Raw genomic sequence first — 14,230 nt, forward strand, 5'->3', positions numbered from 1 at the left:
TACAGCTTCACTTATTATTTCGCACTCACAATCTTATAATAAGAACGAACTGTTAAGAAGTAATATCCAATATAAATGACACCGTATACTCCAATACTAATTAGAAGCGGGATCATAATTTCAAATGGTAATATATTTGCTAATCCTTTTAGTGCAAATAAGCTGTGTAAAATACCGATTACTAACGGAATAGCGAAGATAAAGCTCACTTGTTTTGCGATAGCTTTCTTCATCTCTTGCTTCGTTACACCAACTTTATGAAGGACAACGTAACGATCACGATCAGCACTAGCTTCTGTTAACTGCTTGAAGTAAATAATTGAGCCTGTCGCTAATAGGAAGACTAATCCTAAAAATAGTCCGATGAACATCATTAAACCTGTCGTTTCCAGTCCCATTTGGAATCCTGTATAGAAATCGTTAAATGGTTTTAAAACTTCTGATTCACCAGCTGGCATAATGCTTGTTAATTTCGCTGTTAACTCTTTACTATTTCGCTCACCTTTTACATCAATATTTTTTACAATGCGCGTTTCGTTTACTTGTTTCGCTTGCTCATATGTTTGATCCGGAACGATTACAAATAGTTCATTTAAGTTTGTAACACTTCTACTATTTACGCCTTTAATCTTTAACTCTTTTGATTCATTTCCAACAGGGAATACAGCTGTATTTCCTGTGTAAAGAGGACCAAAATCAAGCTTTTCAATATATAAGCTATCGTATACAAAAGCTTCATTCGTACTTAAATTTACAGGTTCTACATCTAAATGTTTCGCAAGTGCATTGAAGTTTGATTGAGAAATAAGCTCGTACTGATTCGTAATATTATAGTGTGTGTTCAGAACTTGATCCGCTCTTTCACCTTTAAATGTTCCTTTCACAGGAATCATTTCAACTTCTGCTTCATATGTCACTGGATGATTATTCTTCTCTCCAGCAAGTATTTCATTTACTTTTTTATCTAATGATTCATCTTTTTTCTCATAAGAATAACTATATGGTGCAGCTACTTTTGATTGCGTGAATGTATTGTAATACATCGTAACTGACGTACCAACCGCCGTTAATGTTACTGCACTTAAAATAGCAATTGTCGCAAGTGATTTCGCGTTTCCTTTAATACGATATAGTAACTGTGATGTCGTTACCATATTCATACCGTTATAAAACGCTGACTTATTATTTCTTGCACGTTTCAATACAAATACTGTGAAGAACATGAATAATAAATAAGTCCCTGCTACTGTCGCCAATAAAATGTATAATGCAACGACCATAAAGTCTGCATACATAACTGCTTTCATGTACATTAACGCTAAGAAATAACCTGAACCGATTAAGAACACTGAAATTAATGCCATAATAACTGAGCCTTTTGGCATTGCTTCTCCTTCGCGCTCTGCACGGAAAAGTTCAATTAACTTAAAGCGATAAATTAAACGATATCCTTGAAGTGATGTATATAAAATAATCACAAAGAAAATAATTGCTGTATCAATAATCGCAGCCATCGGTACTTCAAAATGAACATTTAAGTTTAGTCCCATCATACTTACTAATAACTCAAGGAATAATTTTGAAAGAACGCTACCGATTGCAATCCCGATAATTAAAGACATTAATCCCATTAACATATTTTCATAAAAGAGCATTTTACCAATTTGTCTTTTACGAATACCTAGTAAAGAATATAATCCAACTTCTTTTTTACGTTTACGTGTAAAGAATCCGTTCGAATATATAATAAACACTGCCACGAAAATGATAAGCATCACACTAGAAACTTGGAATGCTCCACTAATTTTTTTAGAAGCTTCCGCTGCTTTTTCCATTTGTGAATTATATTGCAGTGCTTTAAATGTAAAGTAAATAACGATACTAAAAATCATAGATGCAAAATATACAAAGTAGTCTTTAAAGTTCCGCTGTATGTTGCGGAGGGCAATGCTAGATAAGGTCATCAGCCATACCTCCAGAAATGGAAGACATTACGTCAACGACTTGTTGGAAGAACTGTTTACGTGTTAATTCACCACGATGTAATTCTTTATATAACTCACCATCTTTAATGAAAACAACTCGTTTACAATAACTTGCCGCAAATGCATCGTGCGTTACCATTAAAATTGTTGAGTTATCATATTCATTTAACGACTTCATACTTTCAAGTAAATCTGTTGCAGATTTAGAATCAAGCGCTCCAGTTGGCTCGTCCCCGAAAATCATACTCGGATTTGTAACAATTGCACGTGATGCCGCACAGCGCTGCTTCTGTCCACCAGATACTTGATATGGGAACTGACTTAAAATATGATCAATACCAAACTTCTTTGAGATTTCAAGAACGCGTCGATCAATTTCACTTGCCTTCACTTTTGATAACGCAAGAGGTAACGCGATATTCTCTTTCACCGTTAACGTATCTAATAAGTTATAATCTTGGAAGATGAAACCTAAATGATCGCGGCGGAATAAAGCCAACTTATCATCATTCATCTTCACAATGTCTTTTCCATCAATTAAAATTTCACCGTTCGTCGCATTATCAATTGTAGAAAGAACATTTAAAAGCGTCGTCTTACCAGAACCAGAAGGTCCCATAATTCCAACGAACTCACCTTCTTTTACTTGTAAGTTAATACCTTTTAACGCTTCAAATTTATTTCCACCCGTGTCATACACTTTTGTAATATTTTTTGCTTCTAACACTGTTTTCATCTCGACATCCCTCATTTCTTCTATTCTCTATTTTCAACTATATACATTCCCTACTCTTGCCACTATCGATGTTTCTTACACAAACATGACAGTTATGTAAGGCATATGAGTAAAGACACCATAATTTAACCTAATGAACGAAAGTACTTTGTTACTATAACATTGGGATATCATACCATCCATTCATTCTCCTTACAGGAACATTACATTTTTGTAAGGTGAAAAAGCTACCTACAAAGTTGTGCACGAAATGTCGGATGGAGCTATTTCGTTCCTGCTATTCTATGTACAGAGGAGGTCATAATATGGATTCACTTAAAAATATGAATGCAGCAATGCACTATATTGAAGATAACCTTACTAATGAAATTGATTTTAAAGAAGTTGTGAGGCTAGCACTCTGCTCCGAGTATCACTTTAAAAGGATGTTTTCATTTCTAGCTGGCATATCACTGTCAGATTATATTCGCTGTAGACGTCTTACTCTCGCTGCCTTTGAACTAAAAAACAGCAATATAAAAGTCATTGATGTTGCTATAAAATATGGCTACAATTCACCAGATTCATTTGCACGTGCATTTCAAAATTTGCATGGCATAACGCCTTCAGAAGCTCGAAGTACTAGTCATTTTTTGAAAGCTTATTCACCAATGACCTTCCAATTATCTATTCAAGGAGGAAATGAAATGCACTATCGAATTGAAGAAAAAGACTCATTTCGAATTATAGGTATTACAAAACGAGTACCAATCGTTTTCAATGGTGTAAATGAAGAAATTGCTTCTATGTGGAAAAGTTTAAACCCACAGTCCATTCAAACATTAAAGATGCTTTCAAATGTGGAACCCGATGGAATCATTAGTGCATCTACTAACTTTTCTGAAGGAAGAATGGAGGAAAAAGGCGAACTCGATTATTATATTGGAGTAGCCACAACGAAAGATTGTCCAGAGCAATTCGCGCAACTTGAAGTCACAGCTTCAACATGGGCTATATTTGAAGCTGTCGGTCCATTTCCTGATGCATTACAAAATGTATGGGGACGTATTTATTCTGAATGGTTCCCCTCTTCAAACTACGAACTAGCGGAAGGACCGGAAATATTGTGGAATGAAAGTAAAGAGGTGTCCTCACCGAATTTCAGAAGCGAAATATGGATACCTGTTTTAAAAAGTAATATAAAGGTCTAAACTTTTTGAAAATAAAGAAGCTGCTCTTCCTCTTTAAAGGAAAAGCAGCTTTTTATTTTATCCCGCTATTTGCGGGCAGTAAAACTCCCACCTCAAAATTCAGATGGAGCAAAGAAGTTAGGTGGGAGTCGGGCTGATAATCAGTGGAGGATGAACCCCCCCCACTGATTAAAGTTTCACTTTATACTTCTTCTCGACTCGTTCTTATACAAGAAAATAGTAATAATCGCAAGCACTATAATAACTCCCAAAGTAAATACTCTGTAGTTCGAGATAGTAGCAGTACCGATTAAAAAGGCAGGTATAACAGCCGTAATTAAGCCACCAAACATACCGACAAACGATCCTACACTTTGTTTTACTATTTGAGTTTCTGATACCCAATCATAATAACCAAATCGATTATTAATAAAAATCCCCCATACTGCCGAAAAGAATGAATATGTTATTGGTGTTAGTACGATTAAAAGAGAACTCCAAACATCTAGTTTTAACCCTATTATCAGTAATACAGCACTAATAAGTGATGCAGGTATACTTAATGAAAGATTCATAAGAATTTTACTGTCATAAATCATCTTTGGCGCTATAGGCAACGACTTAATAATCCATATATTTTTTCCTTCTAATGACAATGACACACTTGTTGTACACGTCATCGAAATCGCTGCTGCAATAGCAAATGGCGCAAACTTTTGCAAAATCTCCTCAATTCCAGGATACGCTATCAATTGACTTGGCCCTACTACAACTATAGCCAGCGAGAAAGCTATCGCCATCACGACTCCCATTCCACTATTTATGACATACACTGTAGAAGAAAAGAAACGCTTCCTCTCTTTTTTATACAATGCAACCAATACACTTTCTTTTCTCATACTATTAATCTCATAATTTGAAAGCATGTGATAAGTGGAGATCCTTGTGTTTATTTGCTTATATTTTAGCGAAAGTATTTTTACAAAAAGATAATACCAAATAACTGATATCCCAACAAACAGGATAAAAGCTACAATATCAGCATGAACAATTGCCTTTTGAAACATGTTAGCTAATGGATACACTTTCGTTAATTGCTCTGAAACAATTGCACCAATCCCGTTCATATCATTAAGGCTATATTGAGCATTTCCGTTTTTTATCATAAAGAAACCGAATGTAATAATTACTATAAAACTTAAAATCGTAGTTATTTTATTCGTATTTTTAAATTTAGAAGCGATTGCCGTAATCCCAGCTCCAAAAATCGCTGCTATTGTTGTTGGGATTAAAGATGCTACAAACATACTGATGAACCACATAAAGTAAAAAGAAACTGATGGATTCTCATGTATGCAATACACAACTCCCATTGGTAGCATGATTATGATTGAAAAAATCGTATTCAGCAAGTATAAATACAAAAATCTACTTGCAATAACAGTACTTACACGAATCGGTAATGACATTAAAAAATCATAGTCCTTAAAAGCAAAAATTTCTCCATTTGCCTTAAATATAGTGAAAAACAACGTTAATATACTGCTAATAACTAGTGCATAAACTGGAATAATTTCGCTCATTCCTAGTTTCACCAATCCATATGCCGAGGTTCCGCAATATAACATTAGCATGACACCAACTAGGGCAATAGATGCTGTCAGCAAAATCTTATTCTGCCTCTTTTTCTTATCTTTTTCGTATTTAAAAGTGTTTAAACCGAGCTGCGTTATCAAACGGATTTTCAAAAGACCTAAACTATTAGTATTCATTAGCAAGCTCCTTCATAAAGAGCTCTTCCAATGAGCCTTCCTTTATTAAAGAATTCACTTCCCCTGAAAGTGCTAATTTCCCTCTATTAATCATCGCTATTTTATTACATAACTTCTCCGCCACATCTAAAACGTGCGTAGAAAAGAAAATCGCACTTCCCTTTTCACAAAGCTCCTTCATAATACCTTTCAATACTACAGCAGCCTTTGGATCAAGACCAACGAAAGGTTCATCTAAAACTAATAATTTCGGTTTATGCAAAACCGCTGATATAATCGCCACTTTTTGTTTCATACCATGTGAATACGAAGATATTAAATCTCCCAAGTGCGGTGTAATCTCAAAAGCATCTCCGTACTTTTGTATCTGCTTTTCCCGATCTTTTGCAGACACCTTAAAAACATCCGCAACAAAGTTTAAATATTGAATTCCTGTTAATTGCTCATATAAGTCTGGATTATCAGGAATATACGCCATTACTCTCTTACATGCAATCGGATCCTTTTTTACTGAATGTCCATCAACAAAAATTTCACCCTCTTCAAAATCTATAACTCCTACTAACGACTTAATTGTTGTACTTTTCCCCGCACCGTTATGTCCAATAAATCCAAAGATATCTCCTGCTTGAACAGTAATATTTAAATGATCTACTGCTTTCTTGCCACCTTTGTATGTCTTGCTAAAATTCACAATTTCTAACATGCGACTTCCCCCAAACTGTCTTTTTAACTGAATTTTCAGACTCGAAAACGAAAAATTTACTCAGGGAGCCTTTGTTATCTCCACTGAGTATTAAAATAATTTCTTAACATATAAAAACTAGAACTATAAAATTTGATTAGTGTAATTCAATCGCTTATTACTCACAATTGCATTTCTTTTTTATATAAAACGTAAGAATATAAATTCGTTATGATAACAGCGACTACTATAATCCCGAGCATCATATAAGATCTCCAATCAGCCGGAGCAAAAACACTTATAATCATAATAATTCCTAGCGCCACAAATACTTTTCCGCTAAATCGATGTGTCTTTCTCCATACTTCTTCATTACTTAATGTCCAAGGATTACGCATCCCAACGAAAAAGTTAGGCTTACACTGTGGTAAATAATTACCCATCACTAAAAATAAAACACCAACTAATAATTCAGGAACCCGATTAATGAATAAGTTATATCCTAATCCACTTGTAATAATATCCATATTCCCTACAAATAGTAGCAATAGTATTCCGTTATTCATCATCATAAAAGCTTTAGAAAATTTCTCATAATTTGCTTTCCTTGGATCAATCTTTGGTATCACATTTAGAAATACATATAACGCAATCATAATTCCAACCATAGAAATCATTCCGTAAAGTTTAGAAGAATAGCCATCTACCTTACCACCACTCCAATGTGTCGCGATTGTATCCGGCAAATGAGGCCAAGCAAATGCCCACGCTACACAAGTTGTAAAAATTAATATAATTGCAAAAAGATGCTTCTTCATCTTTCCTGCACTCCCCTGTTTTTAATTCACTCGTTCTATGCTAGTTCTTTGTTATAAATAACATATGCTTTTATTGCTGATATGAAGGTATATATTAATATCACTCCACCCACCATAAATTTTATATTTTTCTATTAAGCGCCTATCTCTTTCTTATAAGCAACATAAGAATACCCCATCGTTAGTCCTACTGCCCCAATAATAATTCCAATCACCAAGAAAGATTTCCATGCTGCCGGTGCAAAAATACTTAAAATCATAATAACCCCTAATACAACAAACACCTTTCCGCTAAAACGGTGCGTCTTTCTCCACACTTCTTCGTTACTTAACGTCCACGGTGTTTTTATACCTACAAAGTAATTTGGTTTACATTGTGGTAAATAGTTGCCGATGACTATAAATAAAAGGCCAACAAGAATATACGGTGTACTATTCATCGGAATTTCGTAACCTACTCCTACCCCAATTACGAGCATGTTTACTAAAAATAATACTACTAATACGCTATAATTCATTATCGTATAACTTCTAGAAAATTTATCGTAATTCTTTTTCTTAGGATCAATTTTAGGAGTAACTGTTAATAAAACATAGGTGAAAATCATAATTCCAAGTAGCAACAGCATTGCATGAAACTTGGAAGCAAAACCATTCACACCTTCAGTGCCCCAATGAACTGCCATTGTATCTGGTAAATTTGGCCATGCATAAGCCCAAGCTAGACCAGTTATAAAAATTAAAATAATTGCGACAAGATGCTTCCTCATTTCCCCTCTCCTCCTTTATTCGTAAACGTAAACACCCAGGTCAATAAATCTTGAAAGACAGTTGTGTTTAAAGAGTACACAACAAATTGCCCTTTCTTTTCATCTTGAATAAGTTCAGCATTTTTAAGTGCATTTAAGTGATGTGAAATACTTGGCTTTGTCATATTGAAATGTTCAGCAATCTCCCCAGCGGTTAAATCGCCTTCTTTTAATAAATCTAAAATTTTTCGCCTTGTTGGATCTGCTAATGCTTTGAATGCTTGATTCAATGTCTTTCTTCCTTTCGATAATTAGACATTTAGATATTTATCTAAATGTTAAAATGATTTTAGTTAATTGTCAATTATATATGCAGCCCTTTTTACTTTTTCCACTTTTGACCTATACTGTTTACTAGCTTATATTTCAACATAATGAAAAGACTTGAAACACATGATACACTATAGCTACAATTGTTTTTTTAGGAGGAATATACATATGTATAAAATTTTAATCGTTGAAGACGATCCAAATATTTCATCATTACTGCAATCTCACATTCAAAAGTACGGTTACGACGCTGTTGTTACTGAAAACTTTGATGATATTATGGAATCGTTTAACGCAGTGAAACCACATCTTGTTTTACTTGATGTAAACTTACCGAAATTCGATGGTTTCTACTGGTGCCGCCAAATTCGTCATGAATCTACTTGTCCGATTATTTTCATTTCGGCACGTGCTGGTGAAATGGAACAAATTATGGCGATTGAAAGTGGCGCGGATGATTACATTACGAAACCGTTCCACTATGACGTTGTTATGGCGAAAATTAAAGGTCAATTACGCCGTATTTATGGTGATTATGCACCAAATATTTCTGAACGTATCGTTGAAGTAGAAGGGCTAAAATTATTCCCTGAGCGTCCAGAAATTCATTTTGGATCTGAGCAAGTTCTTTTAACAAAGAAAGAGGCAATTTTAGCGGAAATGTTATTATCTAAATTCCCTCGTACCGCAAGTCGTGAAGATTTACTAGCGGCTCTTTGGGACGATGAAAGCTTCGTTGAGGAAAATACATTAAACGTAAACATCACGCGTCTTCGTAAAAAGTTCAATGAGCTTGGTATTGAAAATGCTATTGAAACAGTACGTGGACTTGGGTATCGTTTTAACGCAACTTGGAGTGAATAAGCATGAAGCTATTTTTACGTGATCATTTTGCATTTTTTCTACTGTACATACTAAACTTCGGTATTATTTTCGTTCTCTATGATGCAGTAGATGGATTTCAAAATAATAAATTTTATTTCGTCGTTTTAAGCTTATACTTATTCATTTGTTTCCTCGCTTACCGTTACGTTCGTAACCGTAGAATGTATCATAGATTAAGTGAGCAACCAGAGAAAATGGAAGATGCGTTTATTGAAAGAGCGACCGCTCCGATGCCTCACGGTGTCAATGAACTCGTGCGTACGCAATACCGTCTCTTCCAAAAAGAACTACAATCATATGAAGTAAAACAACAGGAACATCAATTGTTCATTAATCACTGGGTGCATCAAATGAAAACACCCGTTTCTGTTATGCAACTTATGGTGCTGGAAATGGAAGATGAGCATTTAATTCCTAAGTTTAAAAAAGAATTAGAACGACTCAATCAAGGACTTGATATGGCTTTATACATGGCAAGATTAAATAACTTCCATGAAGATTTCCACGTTGAGACGATTTCATTAAAAGATACTGTAACAAAAAATATTAACGGATTAAAAGAACTATTCATTCGTAATGGTGTCTTCCCTGTTTTAGAAGTTCATTCTGATTTAAAAGTTGCTTCTGATGCAAAATGGCTAAAATTCATTATCTATCAGTTAATGACAAATGCTGTTCGTTATTCGGGTGAACGCGGAAAGAAAGTATTTCTATCAGCTTATCGAAACGGAAAAGATATTATTTTAGAAGTTCGTGATGAAGGCGTTGGTATTCCGCAAGAAGATGTTCGAAGAGTATTTGAACCGTTTTACACTGGAAAAAATGGTCGTATATTCGGAGAGTCTACTGGTATGGGACTTTATATTGTAAGTAAAATTTGTGATTATTTAGGTCACTCTGTCAAACTAGATTCTGAAGTTGGAAAAGGAACGACGATTAAAATCATCTTCCATAATGCTGCAAATAATCAAGCAGAAAATACGGAGAAGGTGACCGAAGCATGATCGTAACATATGCTAGCAGAATGTATGAGAACTTACTCTCATACATTTTTTGCAATAAAACTACATATTGGCCTTCTATCGGGAGGTACTTATTATGACATTTTGGCAATTCGCATTCAAAAATGTAACGCGCAACTCAAGGGCTTATTTTGCCTACTTTTTAAGCAGTGCCTTTTCAATTGCTGTTTTCTTTTCGTTTGCCGTTTATTTATTCCATCCGAAATTACAAAATTTCAGTATGATCTCTGAAATTTCAGGATTAATGATTTTTTCAGAAGTTGTCATTGTATTGTTCTCTTTCTTCTTTTTACTATATTCAATCGGATCATTTTTAAAAGTTCGAAAAAAACAATTTGGGATTTTAACCATTTTAGGTATATCGAAAAAGCAATTACATCGTCTCGTTTTTACAGAAAATATGTTAATTGGTATTTTATCTATCTTTTTCGGCATGCAGTTTGGATTTGTTTTTTCGCAATTTTTCTTATTAGTGACAGCGAAAATTTCGCACGTACCAGGGATATATTTATATATCCCTACGAATGCTTTCATTTTAACAACGATTGTGTTTCTTGGTCTCTTTATCGCTGTATCTGCATTCACACCAATGCTTATTCGAACAAAAAAAGCAGTGCACCTTTTAAATACAAACAATGTAAAACAAAAAGAAAGAAAACCATCCATATCCATTTCTCTATTTGGTGCTATCTGTTTATTAGGTGGTTATATTTTAGCTGCAAACCCTAAATATTTCTTCTCAATAAACCCGCAAGTAGGCGTTATATATATGGTTTCAAGTATTTTTGTGATTCCAGCACTTGTTACAATTGGGACATATTTTTTCTTTTCTCAAATTAGTTTCTTACTTATTTATATTTTAAAGAAAAGAAGAAATTTTTATATGAAACGGATTAATATGCTTTGGATTTCGGATTTAGCAAGTCGTATTCGAACGAATATCAATATGCTTTTTATTGTAGCAATGCTATCTACTGTAGCTTTTACAATGATTACGTTTTTATATAGTTTTGGAAAGTTTACAAAGCTAGATGTTACGAGAAGTTCACCTTTTCCATTTTCTTATTTTTCATATGACGCAAATCCTTTTGCTAACAAGCATTTAACTTGGCTTGAACAGCAGTTACAAAAAGAAAATTTCTCTTATAAAAAGATAGAAGCTGATTTATATGAAACACCACTGAAAGAAGATGAAGGTATAACGACTTACAATGACATCTATGCAATAAAACAAAGTGACTATAATAAACTTGCAGCTTCCCTGCGAATGAAACAACTATTCATGAGCGATAACGAAGCATATGTCTTAAGCGATAGCGCTTATTTCACCTTATTCAGCCAATTTGAGCCAAGCTTCAATAGAAAATCCATTACACTTTCTAGCACAAATACGATATTACAAGTAAAGGGCTATGAACAAGCAGGGGCCATTCCATCTAACTTTTCATATCAAACTTTAATTTTACCCGATGTTGTTGTAAACAACTTACCAAGTACAACAAAGCATGTATCAGCGTACAATTATAACGTACAAAACTGGGAAAAGACGTATGAAATTGCTAGTGATTTTATGAAAAAAATACAAAAAGATCGACAGGAATTCCAATACGAAGGCCCTCTTATACGCTCCTATGAATCAGCAGACTCATTATATAGAATAACATCAGGTAGTGCTTCATACTTCCTGATTGGGACATTCTTAGGAATCATTTTCTTTATTGGAGCAGGCAGCGTTCTTTACTTCAGAATGTATACCGATTTAACGAACGAACAAGAAAAATATGTAGCGATTTCAAAAATTGGCGTAACGGATGCTGAAATGAAACGCTCTGCAACAATTCAACTTAGTATTTTATTTTTCGTTCCGTATATTATGGCATCCATTCATACAATATTCGCAACAAAAATGCTTCAAGATGTAATTGCTTTATCGCTTTTCAAAGAAATTTCAGCCGTCCTTATTATTTTTGGCGTAGTTGAAATCATCTTTTTCTTATTCATTCGTTCCTTTTACATGCGAAAGTTATCAGAGTATACGAATGGTTAGACTATAAAAGTTATTACAGGAAAAGGGTATCTCTTGTATCCTTTTCCTCTTCACGCTACTAGGAGGCTTAGAATGACATTTTGGCAGTTTGCATTTAAAAACGTGACGCGGAACGCCAGAGCTTATTTCGCCTATTTTGTAAGCAGCGCGTTTTCTATCGCCATCTTTTTCTCATTTGCAGTTTACTTATTCCATCCTAAATTGCATATGACAAACGTTAATTTTTTTCTAAACATATTAATGACAATTTCAGAAGTTGTCATCGCGTTCTTTTCATTTTTCTTTTTACTATATTCGATTGGGACGTTTTTAAAAGTACGAAAAAAACAGTTTGGAATTTTAACAGTACTTGGCATATCCCAACAACAATTAAAAAGACTCGTCTTTTTAGAAAATATGTTAATCGGTGTTCTTTCCATATTTTTTGGCATTCAACTCGGACTTGTCTTTTCACAGTTCTTTTTATTAGTTACCGCCAAAATTACACATGTACCTGGTTTATATTTATATTGGCCGACAGCTGCTATTATTTTAACAACGGTAATCTTTCTCGGACTCTTTATTCTCGTATCGTCCTTTACGCCGATGCTGATCCGTACGAGAAAAGCTGTACGACTTTTAAAAGAAGGAAAACAGCAAAAAGAAAGAAAAGCATCCGTGCTTATTTCTTTATTTGGTGCGCTATGTTTAATATCCGGATACGTATTAGCAGCAAATCCGCTATATTTTATGTCGCTAGGTGACATCATTGGGCCTTTATATATCATCTCTAGCATACTTGTCATTCCGTCTCTCATTGCAGCCGGAACATACTTCTTCTTCTCACAAATTAGCTTCTTGCTCATTCGTATATTGAAAACACGAAGAAAGTTTTATATGAAACGGATTAATATGCTTTGGATTTCTGATTTAGCAACTCGTATTCGAACGAATATTAACATGCTCTTTATTGTAGCGATGCTATCGACGCTCGCTTTTACAATGATTACATTCTTATATGGATTCGGGAAATTTACAAAGTTTGATGAAATTAGGCAAAATCCTTTCCCGTTTACTTATTTATCACATACTGAAAATACGTTAGCTGATGAGCATTTAAACTGGTTAGAGCAAAAATTTAATAAAGAGCACTTTACTTATAAAAAATATAAAACAGATATATATGAAGTATCTTCAGCTGAAGATAACACGCAGCTCTATTATGCCATTAAACAAAGTGACTATAATATACTGGCTAAGGCGTTAAATTGGGAAACTCTCACAGTGAATAAAGACGAGTCTTATATATTAATTAAAGATTTAGATGCTCAAGTCATTGGAACGCTTCATAATAAGGAAAAGAAAAACACTCTTACACTTACTCAAAACTCTTTACCATTGCAGGTGAAAGACTATACAAGTTATAGCCCGTTCCCAATTGGTTTAGTACCTCAATTAATCGTACTATCTGATGAAAATGTAGAAGCATTATCATCTATTTCGAAACAAATGAGTGTATATAGCTTCAAAGTTCCAGATTGGGAAAAAGCATATAGTATTGGTTCAGCATTTATAACAAAAATCGCTAGCGACAATGCGGCGATTCAAGCAGAACATCCACCGTTCCACGCAAGTGAAGCAAGTCGCTCTTTATACAACAAGAAACTAAATGTTGCTTCCGTTTTCTTAATCGGAACTTTCCTTGGCGTTATTTTCTTTATTGGTGCTGGCAGTGTTCTTTACTTCCGAATGTATACAGATTTAACAAATGAGCAAGAAAAGTATATAACGATTACGAAAATCGGCTTAACAGAAGCCGAGATGAAGCGTTCAGCGACAATTCAGCTCGCTATTTTATTCTTCGTCCCTTACATTATGGCATCCATCCATACGATGTTTGCGACAAAGATGCTACAAGATATATTAAATCTCTCGTTCTTCGCTGAAATTACAGTCGTACTTATGATTTTCGGAACTGTTGAAATTCTATTTTTCCTTTTAATTCGTTCCTTTTATATGCAAAAATTATCACAACATATTAAGTTTTAAAGAA

The 14,230-nt window shown here is 34.3% G+C and carries 12 protein-coding genes; 5 read left to right on the forward strand and 7 right to left on the reverse strand.

Going from position 1 to position 14,230, the window contains the following annotated elements; genetic code table 11:
- Positions 1 to 14: 14 nt before the first annotated feature.
- A complete protein-coding gene (locus ACP6L7_RS21055; protein ID WP_097829544.1) occupies positions 15 to 1,964 on the reverse strand; it encodes an ABC transporter permease in 1,950 nt (649 codons plus the stop codon).
- Positions 1,951 to 2,721: an ABC transporter ATP-binding protein gene (locus ACP6L7_RS21060; RefSeq protein ID WP_097829543.1), complete on the reverse strand. Its 771-nt coding sequence runs from the start codon at positions 2,719 to 2,721 to the stop codon at positions 1,951 to 1,953. Before ACP6L7_RS21060 ends, ACP6L7_RS21055 begins: the two co-directional genes overlap by 14 nt.
- A 305-nt stretch (positions 2,722 to 3,026) precedes the next feature.
- Between ACP6L7_RS21060 and ACP6L7_RS21065 the strand changes: the two genes are divergently transcribed.
- Positions 3,027 to 3,911, forward strand: coding sequence for an AraC family transcriptional regulator (locus ACP6L7_RS21065; RefSeq protein WP_097829542.1), 885 nt, complete (start codon positions 3,027 to 3,029; stop codon positions 3,909 to 3,911).
- A gap of 176 nt (positions 3,912 to 4,087) precedes the next feature.
- On the opposite strand, the gene ACP6L7_RS21070 is transcribed toward ACP6L7_RS21065, so the two are convergent.
- The 5 genes from ACP6L7_RS21070 to ACP6L7_RS21090 all read right to left on the reverse strand — a co-directional run bounded on the left by ACP6L7_RS21070 (position 4,088) and on the right by ACP6L7_RS21090 (position 8,204).
- Positions 4,088 to 5,662 carry a permease gene (locus tag ACP6L7_RS21070; protein ID WP_097829541.1) on the reverse strand — a complete coding sequence of 525 codons (1,575 nt, stop codon included), beginning with the start codon at positions 5,660 to 5,662 and terminating at the stop codon, positions 4,088 to 4,090.
- Complete coding sequence (locus tag ACP6L7_RS21075) at positions 5,652 to 6,368, reverse strand: ABC transporter ATP-binding protein (protein ID WP_097829540.1); 717 nt, start codon at positions 6,366 to 6,368, stop codon at positions 5,652 to 5,654. The genes ACP6L7_RS21070 and ACP6L7_RS21075 overlap by 11 nt, the downstream gene beginning before the upstream one ends.
- A 161-nt stretch (positions 6,369 to 6,529) precedes the next feature.
- Positions 6,530 to 7,165 carry an SdpI family protein gene (locus tag ACP6L7_RS21080; RefSeq protein ID WP_097829539.1) on the reverse strand — a complete coding sequence of 212 codons (636 nt, stop codon included), beginning with the start codon at positions 7,163 to 7,165 and terminating at the stop codon, positions 6,530 to 6,532.
- Positions 7,166 to 7,299: 134 nt separating this feature from the next.
- On the reverse strand, positions 7,300 to 7,935 hold the full coding sequence (locus ACP6L7_RS21085) for an SdpI family protein (RefSeq protein WP_097829538.1): 636 nt from the start codon (positions 7,933 to 7,935) through the stop codon (positions 7,300 to 7,302).
- Positions 7,932 to 8,204 (reverse strand): autorepressor SdpR family transcription factor, encoded by a 273-nt coding sequence (locus tag ACP6L7_RS21090; RefSeq protein ID WP_097829537.1) that lies wholly within the window; start codon positions 8,202 to 8,204, stop codon positions 7,932 to 7,934. The genes ACP6L7_RS21085 and ACP6L7_RS21090 overlap by 4 nt, the downstream gene beginning before the upstream one ends.
- A gap of 208 nt (positions 8,205 to 8,412) precedes the next feature.
- Here ACP6L7_RS21090 and ACP6L7_RS21095 point away from each other — a divergent pair, with 208 nt between their 5' ends.
- The 4 genes from ACP6L7_RS21095 (at position 8,413) to ACP6L7_RS21110 (ending at position 14,226) form a co-directional block, all read left to right on the forward strand.
- Positions 8,413 to 9,108 carry a response regulator transcription factor gene (locus ACP6L7_RS21095; RefSeq protein WP_000276732.1) on the forward strand — a complete coding sequence of 232 codons (696 nt, stop codon included), beginning with the start codon at positions 8,413 to 8,415 and terminating at the stop codon, positions 9,106 to 9,108.
- Positions 9,109 to 9,110: 2 nt separating this feature from the next.
- Positions 9,111 to 10,133: a sensor histidine kinase gene (locus ACP6L7_RS21100; RefSeq protein ID WP_097829536.1), complete on the forward strand. Its 1,023-nt coding sequence runs from the start codon at positions 9,111 to 9,113 to the stop codon at positions 10,131 to 10,133.
- Positions 10,134 to 10,227: 94 nt separating this feature from the next.
- Positions 10,228 to 12,198, forward strand: a complete 1,971-nt coding sequence (locus ACP6L7_RS21105) for an FtsX-like permease family protein (protein ID WP_097829535.1) — start codon at positions 10,228 to 10,230, stop codon at positions 12,196 to 12,198.
- Positions 12,199 to 12,270: 72 nt separating this feature from the next.
- Positions 12,271 to 14,226, forward strand: a complete 1,956-nt coding sequence (locus tag ACP6L7_RS21110) for an FtsX-like permease family protein (protein ID WP_097829534.1) — start codon at positions 12,271 to 12,273, stop codon at positions 14,224 to 14,226.
- Positions 14,227 to 14,230 lie beyond the last annotated feature (4 nt).

Source organism: Bacillus silvicola (genome assembly GCF_050524305.1).
Classification (GTDB): Bacteria; Bacillota; Bacilli; order Bacillales; family Bacillaceae_G; genus Bacillus_A; species Bacillus_A cereus_AT.

Excerpts from the sequence above, each read along its gene's own strand:
- ACP6L7_RS21055 (WP_097829544.1), bottom strand. The coding sequence starts at position 1,964 with ATGACCTTATCTAGCATTGCCCTCCGCAACATACAGCGGAACTTTAAA.
- ACP6L7_RS21060 (WP_097829543.1), bottom strand. The coding sequence starts at position 2,721 with ATGAAAACAGTGTTAGAAGCAAAAAATATTACAAAAGTGTATGACACG.
- ACP6L7_RS21065 (WP_097829542.1), top strand. The coding sequence starts at position 3,027 with ATGGATTCACTTAAAAATATGAATGCAGCAATGCACTATATTGAAGAT.
- ACP6L7_RS21070 (WP_097829541.1), bottom strand. The coding sequence starts at position 5,662 with ATGAATACTAATAGTTTAGGTCTTTTGAAAATCCGTTTGATAACGCAG.
- ACP6L7_RS21075 (WP_097829540.1), bottom strand. The coding sequence starts at position 6,368 with ATGTTAGAAATTGTGAATTTTAGCAAGACATACAAAGGTGGCAAGAAA.
- ACP6L7_RS21080 (WP_097829539.1), bottom strand. The coding sequence starts at position 7,165 with ATGAAGAAGCATCTTTTTGCAATTATATTAATTTTTACAACTTGTGTA.
- ACP6L7_RS21085 (WP_097829538.1), bottom strand. The coding sequence starts at position 7,935 with ATGAGGAAGCATCTTGTCGCAATTATTTTAATTTTTATAACTGGTCTA.
- ACP6L7_RS21095 (WP_000276732.1), top strand. The coding sequence starts at position 8,413 with ATGTATAAAATTTTAATCGTTGAAGACGATCCAAATATTTCATCATTA.
- ACP6L7_RS21100 (WP_097829536.1), top strand. The coding sequence starts at position 9,111 with ATGAAGCTATTTTTACGTGATCATTTTGCATTTTTTCTACTGTACATA.
- ACP6L7_RS21105 (WP_097829535.1), top strand. The coding sequence starts at position 10,228 with ATGACATTTTGGCAATTCGCATTCAAAAATGTAACGCGCAACTCAAGG.
- ACP6L7_RS21110 (WP_097829534.1), top strand. The coding sequence starts at position 12,271 with ATGACATTTTGGCAGTTTGCATTTAAAAACGTGACGCGGAACGCCAGA.